The 21,262-nt window shown below is 67.5% G+C and carries 26 protein-coding genes and 2 tRNA genes; 17 read left to right on the top strand and 11 right to left on the bottom strand.

What is annotated here, in order from left to right; all coding sequences use genetic code 11:
- Positions 1-23: 23 nt before the first annotated feature.
- On the bottom strand, positions 24-455 hold the full coding sequence (locus AB0K12_RS26130; protein WP_364566328.1) for a MerR family transcriptional regulator: 432 nt from the start codon (positions 453-455) through the stop codon (positions 24-26).
- A 47-nt stretch (positions 456-502) separates the two neighbouring features.
- On the opposite strand from AB0K12_RS26130, the gene AB0K12_RS26135 reads away from it, so the two are divergent.
- Positions 503-1,327 (top strand): MBL fold metallo-hydrolase, encoded by an 825-nt coding sequence (locus tag AB0K12_RS26135; RefSeq protein ID WP_364566331.1) that lies wholly within the window; start codon positions 503-505, stop codon positions 1,325-1,327.
- Between the two features lie 466 nt (positions 1,328-1,793).
- On the opposite strand, the gene AB0K12_RS26140 is transcribed toward AB0K12_RS26135, so the two are convergent.
- Both AB0K12_RS26140 and AB0K12_RS26145 read right to left on the bottom strand, forming a co-directional pair.
- A tRNA-Arg gene (locus tag AB0K12_RS26140) sits at positions 1,794-1,866 on the bottom strand.
- A gap of 256 nt (positions 1,867-2,122) precedes the next feature.
- Positions 2,123-2,824 carry a DUF4352 domain-containing protein gene (locus tag AB0K12_RS26145; protein WP_364566334.1) on the bottom strand — a complete coding sequence of 234 codons (702 nt, stop codon included), beginning with the start codon at positions 2,822-2,824 and terminating at the stop codon, positions 2,123-2,125.
- A gap of 199 nt (positions 2,825-3,023) precedes the next feature.
- Here AB0K12_RS26145 and AB0K12_RS26150 point away from each other — a divergent pair, with 199 nt between their 5' ends.
- Genes AB0K12_RS26150 through AB0K12_RS26160 form a run of 3 tightly spaced genes read left to right on the top strand, consistent with a single transcriptional unit; the run spans position 3,024 to position 5,057 of the window.
- Positions 3,024-4,205 (top strand): histidine kinase, encoded by a 1,182-nt coding sequence (locus AB0K12_RS26150; RefSeq protein WP_364566336.1) that lies wholly within the window; start codon positions 3,024-3,026, stop codon positions 4,203-4,205.
- Between the two features lie 29 nt (positions 4,206-4,234).
- On the top strand, positions 4,235-4,873 hold the full coding sequence (locus AB0K12_RS26155) for a response regulator transcription factor (protein ID WP_364566339.1): 639 nt from the start codon (positions 4,235-4,237) through the stop codon (positions 4,871-4,873).
- 37 nt (positions 4,874-4,910) lie between these two features.
- On the top strand, positions 4,911-5,057 hold the full coding sequence (locus AB0K12_RS26160) for a hypothetical protein (RefSeq protein ID WP_364566342.1): 147 nt from the start codon (positions 4,911-4,913) through the stop codon (positions 5,055-5,057).
- A 45-nt stretch (positions 5,058-5,102) separates the two neighbouring features.
- Here AB0K12_RS26160 and AB0K12_RS26165 read toward each other — a convergent pair whose 3' ends face one another.
- Positions 5,103-5,318: a hypothetical protein gene (locus tag AB0K12_RS26165; protein WP_364566345.1), complete on the bottom strand. Its 216-nt coding sequence runs from the start codon at positions 5,316-5,318 to the stop codon at positions 5,103-5,105.
- 442 nt (positions 5,319-5,760) lie between these two features.
- Between AB0K12_RS26165 and AB0K12_RS26170 the strand changes: the two genes are divergently transcribed.
- From AB0K12_RS26170 to AB0K12_RS26185, 4 genes are read left to right on the top strand one after another with little or no spacing between them, the layout of a single operon-like run.
- Complete coding sequence (locus tag AB0K12_RS26170) at positions 5,761-6,099, top strand: hypothetical protein (protein ID WP_364566349.1); 339 nt, start codon at positions 5,761-5,763, stop codon at positions 6,097-6,099.
- Position 6,100: 1 nt separating this feature from the next.
- Positions 6,101-6,832, top strand: coding sequence for a prolipoprotein diacylglyceryl transferase family protein (locus AB0K12_RS26175; protein WP_364566352.1), 732 nt, complete (start codon positions 6,101-6,103; stop codon positions 6,830-6,832).
- Positions 6,829-8,346 carry a radical SAM protein gene (locus AB0K12_RS26180; protein ID WP_364368380.1) on the top strand — a complete coding sequence of 506 codons (1,518 nt, stop codon included), beginning with the start codon at positions 6,829-6,831 and terminating at the stop codon, positions 8,344-8,346. Before AB0K12_RS26175 ends, AB0K12_RS26180 begins: the two co-directional genes overlap by 4 nt.
- Positions 8,343-8,603, top strand: coding sequence for a hypothetical protein (locus AB0K12_RS26185; RefSeq protein WP_364566356.1), 261 nt, complete (start codon positions 8,343-8,345; stop codon positions 8,601-8,603). The genes AB0K12_RS26180 and AB0K12_RS26185 overlap by 4 nt, the downstream gene beginning before the upstream one ends.
- Positions 8,604-8,607: 4 nt before the next feature.
- Here the strand turns inward: AB0K12_RS26185 and AB0K12_RS26190 are convergent, their stop codons facing one another.
- The gene (locus tag AB0K12_RS26190; protein ID WP_355416184.1) at positions 8,608-9,066 is read right to left on the bottom strand and encodes a MaoC family dehydratase; all 459 of its coding nucleotides are present in this window, start codon (positions 9,064-9,066) and stop codon (positions 8,608-8,610) included.
- A 337-nt stretch (positions 9,067-9,403) separates the two neighbouring features.
- Between AB0K12_RS26190 and AB0K12_RS26195 the strand changes: the two genes are divergently transcribed.
- Positions 9,404-10,585 (top strand): ATP-binding protein, encoded by a 1,182-nt coding sequence (locus tag AB0K12_RS26195; protein ID WP_355416186.1) that lies wholly within the window; start codon positions 9,404-9,406, stop codon positions 10,583-10,585.
- A gap of 103 nt (positions 10,586-10,688) precedes the next feature.
- On the opposite strand, the gene AB0K12_RS26200 is transcribed toward AB0K12_RS26195, so the two are convergent.
- A complete protein-coding gene (locus AB0K12_RS26200; RefSeq protein WP_364566361.1) occupies positions 10,689-11,480 on the bottom strand; it encodes a MauE/DoxX family redox-associated membrane protein in 792 nt (263 codons plus the stop codon).
- Between the two features lie 5 nt (positions 11,481-11,485).
- Positions 11,486-12,427, bottom strand: coding sequence for a hypothetical protein (locus tag AB0K12_RS26205; protein WP_364566364.1), 942 nt, complete (start codon positions 12,425-12,427; stop codon positions 11,486-11,488).
- 218 nt (positions 12,428-12,645) lie between these two features.
- Between AB0K12_RS26205 and AB0K12_RS26210 the strand changes: the two genes are divergently transcribed.
- A complete protein-coding gene (locus tag AB0K12_RS26210) occupies positions 12,646-13,134 on the top strand; it encodes a SigE family RNA polymerase sigma factor (protein WP_345393664.1) in 489 nt (162 codons plus the stop codon).
- Here AB0K12_RS26210 and AB0K12_RS26215 read toward each other — a convergent pair.
- The gene (locus tag AB0K12_RS26215) at positions 13,112-13,606 is read right to left on the bottom strand and encodes a MarR family transcriptional regulator (protein WP_364566368.1); all 495 of its coding nucleotides are present in this window, start codon (positions 13,604-13,606) and stop codon (positions 13,112-13,114) included. The genes AB0K12_RS26210 and AB0K12_RS26215 overlap by 23 nt on opposite strands.
- Before the next feature lie 98 nt (positions 13,607-13,704).
- Between AB0K12_RS26215 and AB0K12_RS26220 the strand changes: the two genes are divergently transcribed.
- Together AB0K12_RS26220 and AB0K12_RS26225 are read left to right on the top strand one after the other, a co-directional pair.
- Positions 13,705-14,268, top strand: coding sequence for a YceI family protein (locus AB0K12_RS26220; protein ID WP_364566371.1), 564 nt, complete (start codon positions 13,705-13,707; stop codon positions 14,266-14,268).
- A 294-nt stretch (positions 14,269-14,562) separates the two neighbouring features.
- Positions 14,563-14,652, top strand: a tRNA-Ser gene (locus tag AB0K12_RS26225).
- An 87-nt stretch (positions 14,653-14,739) separates the two neighbouring features.
- Here AB0K12_RS26225 and AB0K12_RS26230 read toward each other — a convergent pair.
- Positions 14,740-15,702, bottom strand: a complete 963-nt coding sequence (locus AB0K12_RS26230) for a tyrosine-type recombinase/integrase (RefSeq protein ID WP_364566375.1) — start codon at positions 15,700-15,702, stop codon at positions 14,740-14,742.
- Between the two features lie 153 nt (positions 15,703-15,855).
- Entirely contained in the window at positions 15,856-16,101 is a 246-nt protein-coding gene (locus AB0K12_RS26235) for a hypothetical protein (protein WP_364566379.1), read from the bottom strand.
- A 700-nt stretch (positions 16,102-16,801) separates the two neighbouring features.
- On the opposite strand from AB0K12_RS26235, the gene AB0K12_RS26240 reads away from it, so the two are divergent.
- The 5 genes from AB0K12_RS26240 (at position 16,802) to AB0K12_RS26260 (ending at position 20,726) form a co-directional block, all read left to right on the top strand.
- Positions 16,802-17,407: a suppressor of fused domain protein gene (locus tag AB0K12_RS26240; protein ID WP_364566382.1), complete on the top strand. Its 606-nt coding sequence runs from the start codon at positions 16,802-16,804 to the stop codon at positions 17,405-17,407.
- Positions 17,408-18,378: 971 nt separating this feature from the next.
- Entirely contained in the window at positions 18,379-19,065 is a 687-nt protein-coding gene (locus AB0K12_RS26245) for a DUF433 domain-containing protein (protein WP_364566384.1), read from the top strand.
- Between the two features lie 19 nt (positions 19,066-19,084).
- On the top strand, positions 19,085-19,510 hold the full coding sequence (locus AB0K12_RS26250; RefSeq protein WP_364566387.1) for a hypothetical protein: 426 nt from the start codon (positions 19,085-19,087) through the stop codon (positions 19,508-19,510).
- Between the two features lie 238 nt (positions 19,511-19,748).
- Complete coding sequence (locus AB0K12_RS26255; RefSeq protein ID WP_364566389.1) at positions 19,749-20,294, top strand: hypothetical protein; 546 nt, start codon at positions 19,749-19,751, stop codon at positions 20,292-20,294.
- Positions 20,295-20,510: 216 nt separating this feature from the next.
- Positions 20,511-20,726: a hypothetical protein gene (locus AB0K12_RS26260; RefSeq protein WP_364566391.1), complete on the top strand. Its 216-nt coding sequence runs from the start codon at positions 20,511-20,513 to the stop codon at positions 20,724-20,726.
- Between the two features lie 123 nt (positions 20,727-20,849).
- On the opposite strand, the gene AB0K12_RS26265 is transcribed toward AB0K12_RS26260, so the two are convergent.
- Positions 20,850-21,251: a helix-turn-helix domain-containing protein gene (locus AB0K12_RS26265; protein WP_364566394.1), complete on the bottom strand. Its 402-nt coding sequence runs from the start codon at positions 21,249-21,251 to the stop codon at positions 20,850-20,852.
- Between the last annotated feature and the right edge of the window lie 11 nt (positions 21,252-21,262).

The following is a 21,262-nucleotide window of genomic DNA, read 5'->3' on the forward strand; positions in this document are numbered from 1 at the left end:
CGCAAGAACAGGGCGCATCGGGATCAAGCCTGATCTACAGGGACTGGTCCCAAGGGGCGGGAGGGGGCGCCGGGTTGGAAGGTGCGCTTGAAGTCGGGGCATTCCACGAGCGGCTCGTGCGTACAGGTCGAGGCATGGCGGAGGCCGTCGCGCATGCGGATCAGGCGGGCGATGTCTTTCTCCAGTTCCTCGGCCTTGCCGATCATGCGGGTGCGTAGCTCCAGGTCGCCGGGGGTTGCCCGCAGGAATCTGGCGATCTCGGCGATGGTGAACCCGGCGCCGCGTGCGCAGGTGATGAAGGCGAGGTGATCGAGGACCTCGGAGTGGTAGGTCCGGCGCAACCCGTTCCGGCCCGCCGGGGCGACGAGGCCCCGCTTCTCGTAGAACCGCAGCGCCGACGCCGCCAGCCCGGAGCGCTCGGCCACCTCTGCGATGTCCAGCAGTTGCTCGCCCACCTTGCCTCCTTGACTTGAACCGCGCTTCAACTAGCAGGCTAGCCGCCATGCAGATCCATCACCTCAACTGCGGGTCCGTACGGCAGATCGAAGCCACCTATCCGGGCCCGGCCCCCGCGCACGCCGTCAACCACTGCCTGCTGGTCGAGACCGACTCCGAAGGACTGGTCCTCATCGAAACCGGTCTCGGCCTGGACGATGTACGCGACCCCAGCCATACCCTCGGCGCCGACTGGGTCGAGATGGCCCAGCCCCTGCTGGACGAGCAGGAAACCGCCATACGCCAGATAGCCGGGCTGGGGTATGACCCCGGCGACGTACGCCACATCATCGTGACGCACCTCGATGTGGACCACTGCGGTGGCCTGCCCGACTTCCCCACCGCCCAGGTTCACGTTCTGGCGGCCGAGCTTGAAGCCGCGACCAGTCAGGCGCCCAGCTTCCGCTACCGCCCGGCCCACTGGGCACACCACCCGAACTGGGTGACCTATCCCACCGGCCCCGGCGAGGACTGGTTCGGCTTCGCCTCCCTGCAGGCCCAGGGCCTTCCGCCGCAGATCCGCCTGATCCCGCTCGGCGGCCACACCGCCGGCCACGCCGGAGTGGCGGTCCAGAACGGCGACCGCTGGCTCCTGCACTGCGGTGACGCCTACTACTACCACCGGGAACTCGGTGACACCCCCCAGCCTCACCCGCTCCTGGATCTAGTGCAAACCAGCTCAGAAGTTCACCACGATCTCAGACTCGGCACTCAGGCTCGGCTACGCGAACTCCTCCGCCGCCACGGCGACCAGGTGTCGATCTTCAGCGCCCACGACCCCTGGGAACTCCAGCACCACCGTCATCCCGGGCAACCCTCGGTGCTGCAGTAGGTTCACAGAATCATGCGGCAACCGGATCTGTCGCGCGAGACGGAGCGCCACCACCGGAGCGACGCGTGATTACGCGGCCTGATCCTTGCCGCTGGGCATCCGGACTGCGGCGCGCGGTCGACTGCGCTTCCCCGTAAGCCGGCGTGAGGAACGAACCCTGGCTCTTCGATCGCCCCGACCGCGACAGACCTCGATCACCCCATGGCGATCGGACGACGTCCCGCTTCGCCTGGCGGACGAGAGCTGCCGGCGACCAGGGACGAGCGGCTTGCGCGAGTCTTTCCTGCGGGCTGGGATTCGCCGTCTACAGGAGGACTTCGGCGGCGTCTGAGCAGAGCGGCCGGTGGCTCGGAGGGTACAAGCTGCGGCGCGACGCGTCTGCGAGCGGCTGTGTTGCTGCATTGCGCTGCTGTACGGCCACGAAAAAGGCCCTCCGGGATCATCCCGAAGGGCCTTCTACCTGAAGCGCGGCCGAGAGGACTCGAACCCCTAACCTTCTGATCCGTAGTCAGATGCTCTATCCATTGAGCTACGGCCGCTTGGCTTGTGCGCCTTGACCTGCTCGGTCTCAGCGACAAGAAGACTCTACCAGAGTCGCACGGTGCTTTTAGCCGTATGATCGGTGCTCCGGGGCTCGCGGCACTCACCTGAGGAGCCAGGGCCTTGCAGGGTGGTCACGGTCGGGTGGTCGGCGTCCTGTGTCAGCGGACGAGCCGCCGTCGCCACTGCGGTCGGTTGCCTCCGGGCCGGCCTCCCGCCCCCTCCGGGTAGGGGCGGGAGACGTTCTTCGGCGGCTCAGGACAGGGAGACCCGCACGCCGTCGGAGAAGATCGAGTCGTGTAGGTCGATGGTCTCCGGGGTCAGGTTTTCGGGGATGTCGAACAGGACGACGCCGCGTACGGAATTGCCGGGGTTGATCTTCTCGTAGAAGCTCTTCGAGCCCTCCAGGTAGATGGAGGCGCTGGAGTCGGCTTCGTACTCCTTGCCGTTGGCGTACAGCTTCTGGGCGCTGGAGGTGAAGGCCTGGGCCTCGTCGCCGATGTTCTCGACGGTGATGTGGACGAGCAGGAACACGCCCTGTGCTTCGGCGCCGAGGAACTCGCTGCCGACTCGGGCACGTCGCTCGGTTTTGGTGACCGTGAAGGCGAACTTGCCGTCTCGGACGGTGCTGCCGATCTTCGGCGCTCCGGCCTTCTTCGGCCGTGAGGTCTTCTGCGTGGCCTTCGGCTCGTCTTCGTCCGCATCGGCCTGGTCGATGGCGGCGCTTGTGGATGAAGGGCTGCCGGCGCTGCCGAGGGCGGCGATGATGGCGGCGCAGCCACCGAAGAAGATGACGGCCACGACGCCGAGGATGATGAGCACGGTCGGGGCGCTGGACTTCCTGCGGCGCGGCGGCGGGCCTGGCGGGTTGCCGTAGCCGTAGCCGGGCGGCTGGGGCGGGTACGGCTGTGACGGAGGCTGGTGGCCGTAGGGGTTCTGACCGTATGGCTGCGACATCGAAGCCCTTTCCCGATCGGCTGGGGATAGCGATTGGGACGTTCCAACGACGCGTGGGGTTGGCGTGACTTGCGCGATCGGTATGGCCGGATGTGGACAGCGGAGCTGATGGGGCGGGGCTGTGGATACATCGAAGGGTGTATCCACAGGCGGACCTTCGCAGGAGGTCGCGGGGGGTGGGAGGTGGTGGGATGGGGGCATGTTGCGAGCGGTATTGGCGGCCGGGGTGGCCTTCGTGGTCGGTGTGCTGCTGATCGCGGGGAACGCCTACCTGCCCCGCGGGGTGCCCTCGTGGGTGCTGGTGGGGCCGTTGACGCTGGTCTGTGCCGGGATCGTGGTGCGGCGGCGGGCGCCGCTCGTCTCGCTGGGGCTCGGGGTGGCCGGGATCGTGTTCGACGGGTTCGTGGGGCCGTCCCTGGGGACGGTGCTGCTGTTCACCGACAACCTGTACGCCGCCGCGCTCTACGGCCCCGCTCGCCTCGCCCGCGTGCTGCTGGGCGCCACCGCGGTGCTGACGATCGTGGCGGGGGCGGTGGCCTGGTTCCTCATGGCCGACTGGCGGCAGTTGACCGTCATGGGGATTCAGGCGGGGCTGGTGCTCATCACGCCGGTCACGACGGCGCTGGTGCTGCGGGAGCAGAGAGACAGGGCGGCGGCGGAGCGGGCGCGGGCCGAGCAGGTCGCGCATCTCGCCGAGCTCGACCGGCAGGCGGCCATCTCGGCCGAGCGTACGCGCATGGCCCGCGAACTCCACGACGTGATCGCCAACCACTTCAGCGCCATCGCCATCCAGTCCACGGCCGCGCTGTCCAGGAAGGACCTCGACGCCACGACGGTGCGAACGATCATGGAGTCCGTACGCGAGAACAGCGTCAAGGGCATGGCCGAGATGCGGGCCATGATCGGGCTGCTGCGGCGGGAGGGTGACGACGGGGAGGGCGAGGCCACGCGGCCCCGGCTGGCCGACGCGGAGAGCCTGGTGGAGAGGGTCCGGCGGGCAGGGATGGACGTGGACATGCAGGTCGAGGGGGGCGTTCGGGAGCTGCCTGCGGCGGTCGACCTGGCCGGTTACCGGATTCTGCAGGAGGCGCTCACCAACGCGATGAAGCATGGGGAGTCGCCCGTGCTGGTGCGGATCGCCTACGAGGACGAAAGGGTTTCCGTGCGGGTGGAGAACCGGGTCGGCGGAAGGCGGCCGAGGGGGGTCGAGGGGCTGCCGGGGGCCGGGGCGGGGCTGGTCGGCATGCAGGAGCGGGCGGTGCTGGTGGGCGGCACCTTCGAGGCAGGTCCGGCGGCGGCGGGGGACGACGGGGTGTGGCGGGTGGTGGCGGTGCTGCCCGCGGAGGCCGGTACGGACGACGTGCCGGCTCTTGGTCGGTAAGGGTTGGCTTCGGGTCTCGGCGGAGGTTGATGGTGGCTATTCGGGTGCTGGTCGCTGATGATCATGCGGCGGTGCGGGTCGGCATCGTGCTGATCCTCGGCGGGGCCGAGGACATCGAGGTCGTGGGCGAGGCCGCCGACGGGGTCGAGGCCGTGGCCATGGCTCGGGAGTTGCGGCCGGACGTCGTGTTGATGGACGTACGGATGCCGCGCCTCGACGGCATCTCCGCCACCCGCGAGCTGGCGGGGGTCTGTGACGTGCTGATCCTCACGACGTTCGACGTGGACGAGTACGTGTTCGGGGCGTTGCGGGCCGGGGCGGCCGGGTTCCTGTTGAAGAACACCGACGCCGATTCCCTGGTCGAGGCCGTGCGCGTGGTGGCTCGCGGCGACGGGCTCATCTCGCCCGGCGTCACGCGGAAGCTGATCTCGGCGTTCGCCGAGCAGGCGCCGGTACGCCGGGCCGAGAGCGCCGCCGGTCTCGACGCCCTGACGCCTCGCGAACGTGAGGTGCTGGCCTGCATCGCCAAGGGGATGTCCAATGCCGAGATCGCCAGGGAGCTCGACATGGCGGAGGCCACGACCAAGACGCACGTGAGCCGTGTGCTCAACAAGCTGGGGCTGAAGAGCCGGGTGCAGGCCGCGATCTATTACTCGGAGGGCGCGTGAGGGGGTAGGTGGGGTGCTGGGCCATAGGGTGTGCGGGGTGAGCGTTTTGTCGTTGCTGTCCGGGTCGTCGTCGGCGTCCCTCTCGATGCGGTACGCGCTCGTCGCCGTCGTGATGGGATCGATCATGACGACCAAGGGGGTGGACCGAGCCGATGACCACGACACCGCCGCCGGGGGCTGCTGAGGAGCCCGAGCAGCCGAAGCCGGGACAGGAGGACGCGACGCCTGATCAGGTGACCGCTGCCCCTGAGCAGGAGGCGACGCCGGAGCAGGACGCGACGTCTGAGGAGGAGGTTGCGCAGGTCGGGGAGCCGCAGTTCCTGCCGCCTCCGACCGGGGAGTCGGTCGGCGTGCCGCCCAGCGCCGAGCCGTCCGGTGGGCAGCCGGTGCCGCCGCCTCCCAGCGGCCGGCCGGTGATGATGCCGCCGCCCACCGGTAAGCCCATTGCCATTCCGCCGCCGTCAGGTGTCCCTCAGCCGATGGCGGTTCCCGCCGAAGAGGCATCTGGTACGAAGCCGCCGACCGGCCCAGGCACGTCCCATCAAGGCGCGCCCGGTCAAGGGGTCGTTTCGGGGGCTGGGCGGCCGATGTTCGTGGCGCCCGACACCCCATACCCCCTGCCCTCCCAGCAACCGCCCCCGCAAAGCGGTCCCTTGCATGAGGGCGGCTTCCCCGGGCAGGCACCCTACGGAACCCCAGCGGCCCATCAAGGCCAACCACCGCACGGCCAACCGCCCTATGGGAACCAGCCGTACACGAACCAGCCGCCGTACACGAACCACCCGCCGCACGGAGGTCAGCCGCCGCACGGAGGTCAGCCGTCGCACCCAGGCCAGCCCCAAGGCCCCTACGGGGGGCCGCCGCCGGGTAGTCAGTACCCGCCACCCATGTTCGGCCCCCCGCCACCCCCACCCACCAGCACCAACACCACCGGCGTCGTGGTCGCCTTCTTCTTCGCCGGCCTGGCCGTCTACAGCGTCCTCAACGCCCTCATAGGCTTCTTCGTCTTCTTCGCCGCCATCAGCGCCCAGGGCAGCTCCAACCCCTACGTCATCGCCGGCACAGTGGTGTTGGCCGCGGTGGGCCTGGTGGCGGGCATCGGGCTGTGCTTCGTCCGCAAGCCGTGGGCGAGAGGCACAGGCTTGGGGCTGATGATCGGGTGGGCGCTGTGGTCGATCCTGTCGGCGGGCTTCTGCACGGGACTCAACCCGGGCCTGTACACCTGACATGCCGTACCACGAGATCTTCGTCGGCCTCGGCGTGCTGGTGGCCGCGGTCGTGTTCGTCAGGGAGGCGCGGGGCAGGGGCGCGCTGAACGAGCAGTCGCTGGTCGCGGTGGCCGGCGCCCTGGTCGGCGGGGCGATCGGGATGCGGCTGGCGGGCTGGATGGAGACGCTGGACGTCAAGGATCTCTGGCTGTACGGCTCCCGCAGCATCCTGGGCGGCCTGACCGGCGCGTACGTCGGCGTGCTGATCGCCAAGCGGATCATCGGTTACAAGGAGCGCACGGGCGACCTGTTCGCCCCCGCGGTGGCGCTCGGCATGGCGGTGGGCCGCATCGGCTGCCATCTGACCGAGGCGCCGGGACGCCCCACGGACCTGCCGTGGGGCGTGCACGCGCCGCCCACCACCCCGGAATGCCCGGGATGCCTGACCGGCGAGGCCATGCACCCGTCGTTCATCTACGAGATCATCTTCCAGCTCGCCGCGTTCGTGGCGTTGCGCTGGGCGCGTAAGCGGATGACGCAGCCGGGGGAGCTGTTCACGCTCTACCTGGCGGGTTACGCGGCCTTCCGCTTCCTCGTCGAGTTCACCAGGGCGAACGAGACGGTGTGGCTCGACCTCACCAGACCTCAGTGGTTCCTCCTGCCGGGGCTGGTGCTGCTCGGGGTGCGGCTCGCGTACGGGTGGCGGCGCGGTTACTACGATGCCCTTTTCGAGCGGAAGGTCATGACATGAGTGCTGGGATGGGGCTGCGGGGCGACCGGATCCTGCGGTACGTGAACGCGTTCTGCCCGAAATGCCATGGCCGCGACCTGGAGGAGGTCGAGCGGCTGAGCGGCTACCTGGCCGAGCGGGACGGCCGGGTCTGGCTCGAACGCGGCTGCCGCGAGCACGGGTTGATCAGCACGCTGTACGACGAGGACCCGGAGATCCTCGCGTACCTGGAGGAATGGACCGCCCCCACCAAGCAGCACGTGCCCGACATGTCGGGAAATTTCAGGCCCATCCCCTCCGCCTACCTCCACGGCCTCCCCGAGATGCAGACCCAGCACACCTGCATCCTCCTCGAGGACATCGCCGAGACCTGCAACCTGCGCTGCCCCACCTGCTTCGCCGACAGCTCACCCGACCTGAGCGGCGTCGTCCCGGTCGCGGACGTGCTGGCCAACGTCGACCAGCGGCTCCAGCGCGAGAACGGCAAGCTCGACGTCCTCATGCTTAGCGGCGGCGAGCCAACGCTGCACCCCGAGCTCAAGACCCTGCTCGCCGAGCTGACCGCCCGCCCGGTCACCCGCATCCTCATCAACACCAACGGCGTGCTCATCGCCAAGGACGACTCCCTGCTCGACCTGCTCACCGAGCACAGGGAGCGGGTGGAGGTCTACCTCCAGTACGACGGCACGTCGGCCGAGGCGTCCAGGCACCACCGCGGCGGCGACCTGACGAGGATCAAGGCGGACGCCGTACGCCGGCTGTCGGAGCGCGAGATCTTCACCACGCTCGTCATGACCGCCGCGCTCGGGGTGAACGACGGGGAGATCGGCGACGTCGTACGCCTGGCCCTGGACACCCCGTACGTCGGGGGCGTCTCGCTGCAACCCCAGTTCGGCTCCGGCAGGTCGGGTGTCATCGACCCGAACGACCGCCTCACCCACACCGGCGTGCTCAAGCGCCTCGGCCCGCAGACCGACGGCCTCGTGACCTGGCGCGACCTGACCGCGCTGCCCTGCTCGCACCCCCACTGCTGCTCGGTCGGCTACCTGATCCGCGACGACGCGAAGCAGTGGCGTTCGCTGACGGCGCTGATCGGCCACGACCGGCTCAAGGCGAACCTCGGCCTGGTCTCCAACCGCATCGCCGACACCGAGATCCCGCGCGAGCTGCGCATGGCCGTCCAGGAGTCGCTGCTCGGGCTGCTGTCGGAGCAGTCGTCGCTGTCGCATCCGCAGATCGGCGACGTGTGGCGGACCATCTGCGAGAACTGCGACCTCGGCGTCTCCACCCTGCTCACGCTGGCCTCGTCGGCGTTGCCCGGCAGGCGGAAGAAGCTGCGCAGGATGCTGGGCGAGCGGGTGGTGCGGATCACGGTCAAGCCGTTCATGGACCTGTCGACCATGATCGAGGAACGGCTCACGCAGTGCTGCGTGCACGTGGGGACGCGCGCCGAACAGGACCAGTGCGCGCCGTTCTGCGCGGTGCAGGCGTGGCCGCAGCTGTCGCGCCAGCGGCTCTCGGCGGTGGCGCGGTGACCCGGCAGAGCGGAGGGGCGCAGCCGTACGATCCGCTGCGCCTGTGCGTGTACGCGACGGTCGCGCTGCTCGCCTGGCTGCTCGGGCCGTGGGCGGTGCTGGGGTTCGCGGCGCTCGGGTTCGCCGGTTATTGGCGGGCCAGGCGAGCGGGGCTGTCCAGGAGCAAGTGCTTCCTCAGGGACACCCGGCTCGTGCTGGCCTACCTCGGGCTCATCGGACTGGCCGCGCTGGCCGCGATCGTCGCGGGACTGCTCTGAGCGGTCACTCGGCGGGGACGTACAGGCTGAGGGTCTCGGCGACGCAGGCCGGCCGCTTCTCGCCCTCGATCTCGATCGTCATCTTCAGGGTGGACAGGTAGCCGGCCGGGGTGCCCTTGACGTCGGTCAGCTCGCCGACCGCGCGCACCCGCGCGCCCACCGGCACCGGCCTGGGGAAGCGCACCTTGTTGAGCCCGAAGTTGACGCCCATCGCGATGCCCTCGACCTTGACCAGCGAGAACATGAACGACGGCAGCAGCGACAGCGTCAGGTAGCCGTGGGCGATCGTGCCGCCGAACGGCCCCTCCTTGGCCCGCTCCACGTCGACGTGGATCCACTGGTGGTCGTCGGTGGCGTCGGCGAAGGTGTTGACCTGCTCCTGGGTGATGGTGCGCCACTCGGTGGGGCCGAACGTCTCGCCGACGGCCGCCTTGAGTTCCTGTACGTTCGCGAAGGTCCGCATGGCCACGAACGCTATTGCCAGGGCGGGACGGCTGCCAACTTCTCACTGGACTTCTCGCCGGACTTCTCACCGGACTTCTCACCGGAGCGCGACGCGCCCGGAACGGCGCCGGGATGACCGGGGGCTCCTGGTGTTCCCAAGATCTTTACTCGAAACCATCGCATAGGTGTTCGAGTCCGCGCTACAGTTCTAGGTACCGCAATCGAACAGAGGTTCGGCCTGGTGAGAGGGGGTGTGTCCGATGACGGTGCTCGCGCCCGCCCCTGCTCGGACACGCCGTAGCACTTTCTTCCCAAATCTAAGACGGCCGCTATATCCGGCAATAAAGTCCGAGAGCGTGGACCCTGTGCGAAACCCCTATGCTCCCGGCGCCGGGCAGCGCCCGCCGGAGCTCGCCGGGCGCGATCGCGAGCTCCAGCAGTTCGAGGTCGTGCTGGAGCGGGTGGCCCGCGGCCGTCCCGAGCGCAGCATGGTCGTGACCGGCCTGCGGGGCGTGGGCAAGACCGTCCTGCTCAACACGTTCAAGTCCATGGCCATGCAGCGGCTGTGGGGCACGGGCAAGATCGAGGCCCGGCCCGACCAGTCGATCAGGCGGCCGGTGGCCGCCGCCCTCCACATGGCCATCCGCGAGCTGGCTCCGCGCCACCGCGCGCCCGAGCGCATCGAGGAGTTCCTCGGCGTGCTCAAGGCGTTCGCGATGCGCGATCCGTCCGCGGCCAAGGGCACCTCCCACTGGTCGCCCGGCATCGAGGTGCCCGCCAGCCGCGGGCGCGCCGACTCGGGCGACCTTGAGATCGACCTCACCGAGCTTTTCGTCGACGCGGCGAGCGTGGCCACCGACCTGGGGGTGGGCATCGCGCTGTTCATCGACGAGATGCAGGACGTGCAGCCCGCCGACGTCTCCGCGCTCTGCGCGGCCTGCCACGAGCTGTCACAGTCGGGCGGGCCGCTGATCGTGGTGGGCGCCGGGCTGCCGCACCTGCCCAGCGTGCTGTCGGCGAGCAAGAGCTATTCCGAGCGGCTCTTCCGCTACGCGCGCATCGACAAGCTCGACCGCGAGGCGGCCGACCTGGCGCTGATCCTGCCGGCCCGCGAGGAGGAGGTGGAGTTCACCCAGGAGGCGCTCGACGCCCTCTACGAGGCCGCCGACGGTTATCCCTACTTCGTGCAGGCCTACGGGAAGGTCGCCTGGGACCTCGCGCCGCGCAGCCCGATCACCCTCGAAGACGTCAAGGTCTCCGCGCCCGAGGCGGAGGAAGAGCTCGCGGTCGGCTTCTTCGGCAGCCGCTACGAGCGTGCCACCCCGGCCGAGCGCGACTACATGCACGCCATGGCGCAGATCGGCGACGAGCCGGTGGCCACCGCCGAGGTGGCCGACGCGCTCGGGCGCAAGCCGTCCAGCCTCTCGCCGGCCCGCGACAGCCTCATCAAGAAAGGGCTCATCTACAGCGCCGAGCGCGGCCAGATCGCGTTCACGGTGCCGCATTTCGGCAAGTTCCTGCGTGCTCAGCCCATCTGAGCGACGCCCCTAGACCTCTATTGGGCTGTCTAGTGGGGAAGCTAGACAGCCCAATAGAGCTATATCGCCATGCCTGTCGAGCGAAATCTAACGCTGTCTAGCGTCATGCCGATACTGGCGTATATTCCGCGAGAGGCTCGCTGTCCTGCGCGCTGACCACGGCCATCCGCACCGCGGGGCGCCGCCCGCTGAGATAGACCGCGAAGACCACGTCGTCGCCGTCGTTGTTGCGGAAGGCGAAGAAGCGCCAGCACAGCTCCCGCCAGCTGTCGTACGGCTGCGCCGACACCAGCTCCGCCCGGTTCGCCCGCCAGACGCCGCTCGACCTGAGCCGCGACAGGGTGACCGACTCTGCCGGGCCGCGGCGCTGCTCGCAGGGGGCGCGGAAGCGTACGCGGTCGATCAGCTCCTCCACCTCGGGCGACAGGAGCACGAGCAGGGCCACGCCGGCGGCGGCGTACCACGACAGATGGAACACCGACACCCAGCCGGGCACCGGCGCCCACACCGACAGCACCGCCATGCCGGTCAGCACCACCGTCCGGCCGATCGAGCGCAGCCCGACGGGGGCCGAGCTCACCTCGCCGAAGCAGCCGCAGCCCGCGTCGGGCCGCCGCCTGCGCAGCTCCAGCAGCACGTACGTGGACAGCGCGAAGAACGCCACCGTGCCCCACCGGAACAACGGATGCGTCGTCACCAGCAGCCCCGCGGCCAGCGCCAGCTCGGCCGCCGCGCACACCAGCAACGCGGGAGCCTGCATGCGCCCCGGCACCAGCACCGCGGGCCCGAGCCTCGACAGCGAACCCGGCTCACCCCCTGAGGTCACCGTGCCCACCTTCGCCACCGTGCCGAGGGCGAGCATGACGATCAGGAGCGGGAGCTGTGATTCAAGCACGAACGTCACCCCAATCCGATCTGCGCATTGAAGCACCCTTTGATGAGGTCGCCGCCGAGTTCGACGTACGAGGAGGGTGATAACTCCGCGATCCGCCCGCGCGGGGAGGTGTCACACTCGACGCACCGGTCACAGAACCGCCCCGCCACGCACCCGCACGCCACCACGGGCACGTTGGCCGAGCGGCTCGTGCACACGTTACGCACCTGCAGCAGCGAGCCGAGCGCGAGGTACGGCAGGCCCGCGCACGACACCCCCGCCTGCGCGCAGCCCGTGTCGGCGCGTTCCAGCATGGGGTAGGCCGCGCCGCGCTCTTCCTCGTCGAACGTGTCGGACCAGGTGGCCGTGCCCGCGATGCGGGACTGGGCGCCCGCGTACGTCGGCGGCGGCACCGCCCGCGCCGGGTAGGGCGGCTGCGAGGTGGCGGGCAGCAGCGCGAGACCGGCGCCGTCCTGCCGGATGCCGATCGCGTCGAACAGGTAGCCGGGCTCGAACAGCGGATGGCGCACCTGGAGCCGGCCTGAGGCGCGGTAGGGGATGACGACCGTACGGTGCCCGCGGTGCGGGCCGCAGTCGAGCTCGACGGTCAGGTCACGGCGGCCCTGAATGGACAGGATCGTTCCGGTGATGCGGGTGGTGTCGGCCCAGATGCGATCGACCACCCGGCCCTCGCGCATGGCCCGCATGAGCACCATGCAGCCCACGGGCAGGTCGGCGGGCGCCACCTCGGCGCCGTGCCACGCGGTGGCCCAGGGCGCGATCACGAGGCGCTCCTCGGCGCCGCCTGGGGTCTCGATGGTGATCAGGTGCGGGCTGATGTCGAGCACCTCGCCGGCCACGGCCCGCAGCGGCTCACCGGTGCCCGCGTCGGGGCCGGGAACGCCCCCCTCGCGGCCGAGCGCCGCTGCGGCGAGCACCCTGCGGCGCTCAACGCTCGGATAGCCCATCCGCCCTCCCTCGCCTCCGGTACTAGGGTCACACGACTCAGAGGCTGATCACGCCGTGGCGACGGGGATGAGAGCAAAATACGCATCCCTGGGGAAGTGCCTTCACCTACGGCGTCGTACAAACCGCCACCAACCTTGACCTACCTTTGTCTGCGGTGGGCCGAAACCTGAATTGCGGTTCGGGCACAAATGGGCATCAGGCTGCGATTCTGGCCACGATGCAGACCACCGGCTGGGAAGACGAGTTCCGCGAGTACGTCAGGGCGCGCGGTCCCGCGCTGCTGCGCCAGGCGCATCAGCTCACCGGGCACCCGCTCGACGCGGAGGACCTGTTGCAGAGCGCGCTCACCAAGACGTACCTGGCCTGGCACCGCATCGAGGACCGCGGGGCGCTGGACGGATACGTACGGCGGGCCATGGTCAACATCAACATCTCGCAGTGGCGGCGGCGCAAGGTGGAGGAGTACCCGTCCGACGACCTGCCGGAGGTCGTGCACCACCACCATGAGCCGGTCGGCGAGGTGCACGAGGCGCTCGAACAGGCGCTGCGCGAGCTGCCCGAACGCATGCGCGCCGCGATCGTGCTGCGCTACTACGAGGACATGACCGAGCCCGAGATCGCCAAGACGCTCGGGATCAGCGTGGGGACGGTCAAAAGCACGGTCTCGCGGGCGATGGCCAAGCTCAGGAACGCGCTGGCAGGCTAGGGTCGGCGGCGCCGGCGGTGGCGCAGGGGCGGACCACCTGCCGGATCTTGCGCAGGCTCGCCAGGAACCCCTCCAGCTCGTCCTTGTCGAGCTGGCCGGTGAACAGGTCTTCGATGTCCTGCACGTGCTTGGGCAGCACGAGCTCCAGCCGGTCGTGGCCCTCGCCGGTGAGGGCGGCGTAGGAGGCCCTGCGGTCGGTGGGGCAGGCCTCCCTGCGGACCAGGCCCTCGCGTTCGAGCCGGTCGACGACTCTGGTCACCCCGCTGGTGGACAGTCCCGTCTGGGCGGCCAGATCGCTCATGCGCAGGCGGCGGCCAGGGGAACGTGCCAAGCGGATGAGGGCTTCGAAATCGACGTCCGACAACCCCGCGGCGTTGAGTGCCGGCGCGAGCCGGTCCATCAAGCCCGCGTGTACCTCATGCAGGAGTCCTATCGCCGTCACCCGGGGGTCGTCCACGTTCATCACCCTCATACCTTAGCCGACGATAGTTGACGGGAGGAATATTCCTCGGGTAGAAAGTTGTTGCCGCAGACATCCACGTAACAACCGTCCTTTCAAGGAGAACCCCGATGTCCACCCGTACCTGGGAGTCCCTGACCATCCCCGCCGCCGGGACGTACACCATTGACGTAGCGCACACGAACGTCGGCTTCGTCGTCAAGCACATGATGGTCAGCAAGGTCCGCGGCCACTTCGGCACGTTCAGCGGCTCGGTCACGATCGCCGAGAACCCGCTCGAATCGTCCGCCGAGCTCACCATCGAGACCGCGAGCATCGACACGGGCATGCCCGACCGTGACGGTCACCTGCGCAGCGACGACTTCCTGTCGGCGGAGAAGTTCCCGACCATCACGTTCAAGAGCACGCGCGTGACCGGCCACTCGGGCGACGAGTTCACCGTCGTCGGCGACCTCACCATCCGCGACGTGACGCGCGAGGTCGAGCTCACGGTCGAGTACGGCGGCGCCGGCACCAACCCGTGGGGCCAGGCCGTGTGGGGCTTCTCGATCGCCACGGAGTTCGACCGCGAGGACTTCGGCCTGACCTGGAACCAGGCGCTGGAGACCGGTGGCGTGCTGGTGGGCAAGAAGGTCAAGATCGAGATCGAGGGCGAGGCCAACCCGGCCGCCTGACCCTCGTACGGCGGGGTTGCCGGCACCACCGCCGGACCCCGGACGGAGGCCGACGGCACACCGCCGGACCCCGGACGGAGGCCGACGGCACACCGACGGACCCGGAACGACTGGGACCTCCTGTGGAAAACTCAGTTATCCACAGCCCCTGAAGCCCGCCCCAACTCTGGGCGGGCTTCATCCACAGGCAGTTACCCACAGCCTGTTGATAACTCGCCGAGGCGGCCCACGGACCAATCGCTTTGCCGCCTCGCCAGAAGGCCGGTACGCTGTGCTGAGCCGCACTGGCTCCCAGGAGGATTCGCCTAGTCAGGTCTATGGCGCCGCACTGCTAATGCGGTTTGGTCTTACCGGCCATCGAGGGTTCAAATCCCTCATCCTCCGCAGGTGAAAGGCCCTCTCCCAGATCTTGGGAGAGGGCCTTTTTGATCTCTGTGGGCGTCAGGGTTGCAGTTTGGGTTGCAGTTGCCCTCAGGGTGATCCCCATAGGACGGCGCCCATGCGCTCACTGGCGTCCTTCATCTGGAGGGTTGCCACGTGGGTGTAGCGCTCGGTGGTGGTGACCCGGGTGTGGCCGAGGATCTCCTGGACGACGCGGATGTGGACGCCCTGCTCTATCAACAGGGTCGCCGCGGTGTGCCGCGCGTCGTGGACCCGGGCGTCCCGGACGCCGGCCTGCTTGAGGATGGATTTCCACTGCTTCCAGTCCTCAGTACGCTCGATCGGGCCGCCGAGCTGCGTTGTGAAGACCAGATCATGATCGGTCCACCTATCCCCAGCCTTGAGTCGTTCGGCGGCTTGGAGCTTCTTGTGGGTTCGTAGGAGAGCCAGGAGTGCTGGCGGGCATTGGAGGGTGAGCTTGCTCTTACCCTTGCGCTGGCGAAAGATCAGCCCGCCGCCGGTGCGCTTCGGGCACTTGTCCGCGTGGCTCGTACAGTCCTTGAGGCATGGGCGCCTGTAGCAGCGGTGGGAGCGCTTCTTGCAGTCCGGCTTGCAGTCGCGATCATGCTGGTGCTCTTTGCAGTTCTTCTTGCACGCCTTACGGTGCCACTTCTCTCCACGGGCGTGTGGATCCTTGCAGCCGTGCTGCCACTCCGACCGCTGGATCTGAAACCACGCTCTGATCTCCCCCGTGTTCAGATCGATGTACGACCAGCGGAGCCCAAGGGCCTCGCCCTGGCGGATGCCGAGAGCGAGGGCGACCGACCACCGAGCACCGTTTCTCTTGGTCTTGGCCACATCAAGCGGCGGCGCGGCGCGCCGCCGTACCCCCGGCCCTCCGCCCGCCCGCCGTCCGGGCGTGCGGCCTGGGGGCCGGTCCCGGACGGCGGCGGGACACCGGGCCGGCCACCGCACGCCAACCTCACCGTACTTGCCGAACGCACCGACCGGGGTTGCCGCGCCACCGTACAGATGCAGCCCAACGATCGCCACGGCATGGCTGGTCGCCGGACATGGTTGGGGGCGATCGAAGGTCCAGGGCTTCGTTCCTCAGCCCTGGCCCATCGGGCAACAGGCTGATCACACCGTGTGCAACATGAACTAGAACGGTGGCTCGTCCAGCGCGTCGCCGATCATGCGGCCTCGCTACGATCCGCGGGTGCGCCGGCGCACTAGGACGATCAGCCCTATCTGGATAACAAGTAGCACCAGCGCGATCAGTCCCGATGTGGCGGTCATCTCTTCCTCTGATAGCCCGCCAGCACATTCAGTAATGTTGCCGCCCTCGTATAAAAAGGTGCAGTCGTGTCCAAGGATCACCGCAGCGATGAACCAGTTGGCAAGCAGAAGAGGGACCGTGCCTAGGACAAGGAGCAGTGGGATGTGATTCATCCTTCCACCCGCCGGGCTAACCTTCGCCGGAGCAGGTTCGCGACGCCCGCCTACATCGGAATCACGACTCACGCCGAACACATAAGCAGAGGCAAGCGATCATGACAAGGTCGGTACGATGCACTTCCTGTGCAATATACGTGCAATGATCATGGCTCGCATCGTGGTGAGACACGGTCATGCCGCAGGTTGAAGGCCATATCTCAGCCGCAACGGTCACGCGCTGTAAAACCGCCGGCAGTTCGACTCCCCTACGGGTGGATCACCCGTAGGGGAGCCAGGTTCGCTTCCGTGCCAGCTGCGTGTCGCAAGGCCGTGCCACACCGTGCCATTAGCAAGAGCCATCTTCGTCGTCCTGGTTGCTCCGGTTGAGCTTGTCGTTCATGGAATCGGCGCTCTTACGGTCGGCTTCTGCGGGGCTGTGCTGGTAGGTGAGGGCGGCGCGGACGGGCATCGTGTCCCATCCGTTGCATGAGACCCGTGAGGCTTGCGGCGGAGCTGGCGGCGATCGTGTTGCCGATGTGTCGAAGATGGTGAAAGTGCAAGCCGGGAGAGCGGATCTTCTCGGTGCTTGCGTCCCACTTGGCCGCCCGCCGGAAGTCGCTGCGGCGGGGGTGCCTGCTCGTGTGCTGACGGTGCGGGCGTGATTCCTGCCCTATTACGTAGGAGACGAGGTGGACGCGACAATTAGGGTTACGGCGTGCATGAGCCTGACGCCCGTGACGGAAGGATTAACGTGGTCGGATCCCATGACGCCCTGCGCAGCCACCTGGAGGACTTCTTTCAGGGACACCAGATCGATTGCGTACCGGGGGTCGCCGGCCCTATCGGGGAGCGGATCCCGGACTTCCGGATCTTTCGGGTCGGGCCGGGACCACGGTTCAACGGCTGGGCTTACGTGAGTTCGGGATGCTCAACGGTCACCTCGGCCGATGGGCACGGCTTGGAGTTCGTCCTCACCGCGCGGACTGATGACTGGCAGCATCTGGAATCGGTGACCATGAACGCCTACTACCACGCGGGCCCTCCTCACTATCGCCTCGATCATGGCCATGTCGTTCCGATCGGCCGGCCCTGGTTCGCCGACTCGGCGTGTGACCGGTATGTGATCAGCCTGCTGTACCCCTTCGGCCCTGATTTCGAGGTCTGCGCATGGGAGGGCGGTCACGCCCGCATCCTCTGGCTCTTGCCGATCACGCCCGCAGAACGCGACCTCATCATGGACGCCGGTCTTGAAGCCTTCGAGGCGCTCATGGAAGAGAAGCACGTCGACTACACCGACCCTCGTCGACAGTCGGTCGTCTGACGGCGGTTTTCGAGAGGGACGATGGCTGGCGGCTCCCGTCCGTGCAGGTGGGGAGCCGACTCCGGTTGCAGTTTGGGTTGCAGTTCACCGCCGCTTCATACCGTTCCAGGCAGACCAGCCGCGCCTATTGGTCCACGTTGAACCGATCAGGACGATCAGGCTCGTAGCTGCTAATGCGGTTTGGGTTTACCGCCCATCCGGGGTTCAAATCCCCGATCCTCCGCAGCTGAGAGGCCCTCTTCCCGAATACGGGAAGAGGGCCTCTTTGATCTCCGGGGACGTCATAGTTGCAGCCCTACTTGCAACGGCTACGGGTTTCGCCAGAGAGCGGAGGCGAGGCGTTCGCCTGCGTCGCGCATCAGCGGTGTGGATACGTGGGCGTAGCGCTCGGTGGTCGAGCCGAGCTTGGCGCGAACATCAGGTCATGGTCCTGCCATCGATGCCGATCTTCTCCCGCTCTGCGTCCTATACCTCGCGGTGCGCTTCGAGCTGAGCGATCTCGCCGGTGTCTGTGTCGATGTACGACCAGCGAAGCCCGAGAGCCTCGCCTTGGCGGGTGCTCAGCGCAAGCGCCATCGACCAGCACGCCGCCCCTTCTGGTGCGCGTCACGTCGAGGATGTGACGAGCCTCTTCGCGTGACAGCGGCTCAATCTTGGTTGCCGCCGTTGTCGCGCTTCGACCAGGGTTGCCACATCCTGTGTGACCGTGTCCTGCCGCACCGCCACCTTGAGGGGCGTGGGAGAGGATCCGGCGCGCCTTGAGTGCCTGGCCGGGTAATCGGTGAGCCGGGTTCGTTCCTCACCCTGGCGCACCGGGCAAGGTGACGGATCGCCGTAGACGCTTCGAAAGGTAACAGAAATGGTAGAGATATAAATGAAATACCGAGTATGTCCCCCGATCTTGTGATGCACTTCCCAAGATGATCGGTCCATCCGGTTGCTGGATCTTGAATAGATGGGATGATACGCAGGTGAGTGCTGTGTTCGATCTTCTCGAACGGCCGACCTACACCATGGCTCAGGTCGATCGTCTCCTTGGGCTGCCATCCGGCACCGCTAGGCGTTGGATCGACGGATACGTCCGCAATGGGAAGCCTTATCCTCCAGTGGTGCGAGAGGAGCATACCGGCGAGGATTATGCAACCTGGGGTGAGTTCGTCGAGACACGGTTGTTGTCGGAGTTTCGCAGCGCAGGCGTGCCGCTGATCAATATGCGCCCGGCCATTGAGGTTCTTCGAGCGGAGACTGGATCGCCGTATCCTCTAGCACACTCGGCGAACCTGATCACGTCGGTGGGTAGGGAACTGGTGAAGCGGGTCCAGGATGAAGTGAATCTGGATGAGGCGCTGCAGCTTGTTGTTCTGCGTAATGGACAGTTCATGCTCACTCCGCCGGCTGAGACATATATGAATGCGGTGCGATTCAACAAAAGAGGCGACGCGGTGAGTATCTATCCTGACCCCGAGTTCCGGGAGATTGTGATCGACCCACTCCGCGCCTTCGGGGAGCCCGTTGTTGACGATCGGGCGGTGCCAACTGAAGTGATTGCTGAGCAAGTACGGGCAGGTGACTCGGAAGAAATGGTTGCCGAACTGTACGAGCTGTCACCTGAGCAAGTGCGCGCTGCCGTCTTGTTCGAACTGCGCCGCAGCGCCTAACATCCGTACTCAGGACGCCATGCCCCCCATCGACCTGAACAACTTGCGGTTCTTTGTCGACGAGACGTCGCTCGGCATCGGAAAACCGCTCGTGCTCCTGCGAAGAGATGTCATTCACGCAGGACACCCACTGTTGCCGGAAGTGCCGTTCGGTACATTAGATCCGGTCTGGATGCCCGTCGTCGCAGCTAAAGATCTTGTCGTGATAACTAGAGATAAGCGCATCAGGACGAAACACGCCAAAGTCATGCTCTTGGCAGAGCATGGACTCCGAATTTTCTGGCTCGCGGGCAAGAAGGATCTGTCGAACTGGGAGACCATGCGACTCCTGGTTCGCCGATGGGATGAAATGGAGCGCAAGATCAAGGAGCGGGGTGACGGCCCTTGGTTCATGGCCATTTCGGATGCGGGAATCAGGGAGATGTCTATCACTGTTCGCGACTGAGATGGTGTCCCGCGGCGGGAATGCCGTACCTCGTCGATTAATGCGGAGGTTTTTGTTGATGTGCAGGCTGCCCGGTTCTTGGGGGGCGCCGGGCTCGCCTGTTCCCGATGCTCTCACCCGGTAGAGACGTGTTGGTGGTGCCCTGCCCCCTGACATCCGGGCGTCGCTACGCGGGATTTGTCGGGCCGGGCTGCCAGGATCGCGTCCGTCGTTCATCGTCGGGAGAGGTGCGATGGTCATGGGTAAGGCGGCTGCGGGCACTTATGAGTGGCTCTACCAGGAGTTCACGGACGACGTGGGCGAAACGTGGCTCTGTGCCTGTTTCGTGCAGCGCGTGTCTCCTGATGAGGCTCTGCGCCGGATCGGCGTGGTGCCGGGTAGTCCTCTGGAGGGCGAGGGGTTCGGTGTTGCGGCGTACCGGGCCGAGGGTGGGACGGTACTGATCGAGTACGGGTGGGGCGCTGTCGTCTACCACCGGGCCGGGGTTCTCTCCAAGGGCTCGGTGGCCGCTGCTGTCAACGTGACGATCGAGGGGGCCGACTTCACATTCCACAGGGACGGGAACCTGATCACGACCTTTAGCCTGTACAGCGGTGGCGAGTCAGACTGCCTTGAGGGGGACGTCACGGACCTCGGGTTGCATGTCGGCGGCGACGCAACAGATGATCCCACCTCCGCGGCGCTGGCCCTTTCGGAGCGTGCCACCGGTGTTCACTTCTCGCCTGCGGCCTACGCGCGCACTGCGTTGATCGGCTCGACAGAGCATCTCTTCCCGTACTGGTAGGGCCTCGGCTTGTCCCACGGTATGGCCATCGGCTTGGGGGGTGCTCGCCGCTCAAGAGGCGGTCCAGCAGGTCGGCGAGGTCGGCGGGGAGTATGCATTCGTCGCGTGAAAACCGGGTGATTCTGTTTGTGAGGGCGTGCAAGCATGCGTGCCATGGTGGCGTTACCCATGCGTGCCGAGGTCGAAGCCCACTTCGAAGGGCTGCTCCGGGGAGACATGACTCGGGAAGAAGTGGATCGGTGGGCGGCGCAGTTCGTGGCCGCCGACATGGTCGAGGGGGACGATGAGCCGGTGTGGGACGCGTTGATGCAGCTCTGCGGCATCGACATGCGTTCCGGCCCAGATGAGGACTACTTCCACAGCGACGAGCAGGTGGCCGGGTGGCTCGCTGAGTTCCGCAGGCGAGCCCAGACGGAACGCCGCCGCGATTGAAGGGTGCGCCGGCCAAAAGCGACCCTGGCTTGCGCCGGGGGATGTGATCACGATGCATGAGACGAGGGCGCCCGCTGGGAGCGCGCGCATCGTCCAGGTCGTGCCGCCCGTGCCGGTGACTTCCTAGTCGCCCTGGGCGTCGCCGAGACCTCTCGTCGGCGCGGCTGAGCCCCAGTCCCAGAGGGCTTGCAGGACGGGGCCGAGGCTGCGGCCGTGGGGGGTGAGGGTGTAGTGGACTCGGGGTGGCCAGCCGGGCTCGCGGTGGCGGGTGAGGATGCCGGCGTTCGTCAGGTGTGCCAAGCGGTCGGAGAGGACCTTGTCCGAGAGGTCGGGTAGGGCTCCGCGTAGTTCGGTGAAGGTGTGGTCGCCTCCCAAGAACTCGCGGATCACCAGGGTCGTCCAGCGGCCGTGCAGGGCCGCGAGGGTGATCTCCACGGGGCAGGACGGGGTGGGGGCCGTGACGTGGGCCCGCGGGTCGTCGGGCAGGCCCGGCCGGGCCGGGTGACTGACGGTTTGGTGAGTCACGAGGGCGCCTC

Source organism: Nonomuraea sp. NPDC049419 (genome assembly GCF_040676995.1).
In the GTDB taxonomy this organism is placed as follows: Bacteria; Actinomycetota; Actinomycetes; order Streptosporangiales; family Streptosporangiaceae; genus Nonomuraea; species Nonomuraea salmonea.

What these genes read in the sequence shown, in the direction of transcription:
- AB0K12_RS26210 (WP_345393664.1), top strand. Translation starts at nt 12,646, where the DNA reads ATGCAGACCACCGGCTGGGAAGACGAGTTCCGCGAGTACGTCAGGGCG.
- AB0K12_RS26135 (WP_364566331.1), top strand. Translation starts at nt 503, where the DNA reads ATGCAGATCCATCACCTCAACTGCGGGTCCGTACGGCAGATCGAAGCC.
- AB0K12_RS26215 (WP_364566368.1), bottom strand. Translation starts at nt 13,606, where the DNA reads ATGAGGGTGATGAACGTGGACGACCCCCGGGTGACGGCGATAGGACTC.
- AB0K12_RS26220 (WP_364566371.1), top strand. Translation starts at nt 13,705, where the DNA reads ATGTCCACCCGTACCTGGGAGTCCCTGACCATCCCCGCCGCCGGGACG.
- AB0K12_RS26170 (WP_364566349.1), top strand. Translation starts at nt 5,761, where the DNA reads ATGTTCGGCCCCCCGCCACCCCCACCCACCAGCACCAACACCACCGGC.
- AB0K12_RS26180 (WP_364368380.1), top strand. Translation starts at nt 6,829, where the DNA reads ATGAGTGCTGGGATGGGGCTGCGGGGCGACCGGATCCTGCGGTACGTG.
- AB0K12_RS26190 (WP_355416184.1), bottom strand. Translation starts at nt 9,066, where the DNA reads ATGCGGACCTTCGCGAACGTACAGGAACTCAAGGCGGCCGTCGGCGAG.
- AB0K12_RS26260 (WP_364566391.1), top strand. Translation starts at nt 20,511, where the DNA reads ATGACTCGGGAAGAAGTGGATCGGTGGGCGGCGCAGTTCGTGGCCGCC.
- AB0K12_RS26255 (WP_364566389.1), top strand. Translation starts at nt 19,749, where the DNA reads ATGGGTAAGGCGGCTGCGGGCACTTATGAGTGGCTCTACCAGGAGTTC.
- AB0K12_RS26175 (WP_364566352.1), top strand. Translation starts at nt 6,101, where the DNA reads ATGCCGTACCACGAGATCTTCGTCGGCCTCGGCGTGCTGGTGGCCGCG.
- AB0K12_RS26155 (WP_364566339.1), top strand. Translation starts at nt 4,235, where the DNA reads ATGGTGGCTATTCGGGTGCTGGTCGCTGATGATCATGCGGCGGTGCGG.
- AB0K12_RS26205 (WP_364566364.1), bottom strand. Translation starts at nt 12,427, where the DNA reads ATGGGCTATCCGAGCGTTGAGCGCCGCAGGGTGCTCGCCGCAGCGGCG.
- AB0K12_RS26235 (WP_364566379.1), bottom strand. Translation starts at nt 16,101, where the DNA reads ATGAATCACATCCCACTGCTCCTTGTCCTAGGCACGGTCCCTCTTCTG.
- AB0K12_RS26250 (WP_364566387.1), top strand. Translation starts at nt 19,085, where the DNA reads ATGCCCCCCATCGACCTGAACAACTTGCGGTTCTTTGTCGACGAGACG.
- AB0K12_RS26165 (WP_364566345.1), bottom strand. Translation starts at nt 5,318, where the DNA reads ATGGGCTTACCGGTGGGCGGCGGCATCATCACCGGCCGGCCGCTGGGA.
- AB0K12_RS26150 (WP_364566336.1), top strand. Translation starts at nt 3,024, where the DNA reads ATGTTGCGAGCGGTATTGGCGGCCGGGGTGGCCTTCGTGGTCGGTGTG.
- AB0K12_RS26145 (WP_364566334.1), bottom strand. Translation starts at nt 2,824, where the DNA reads ATGTCGCAGCCATACGGTCAGAACCCCTACGGCCACCAGCCTCCGTCA.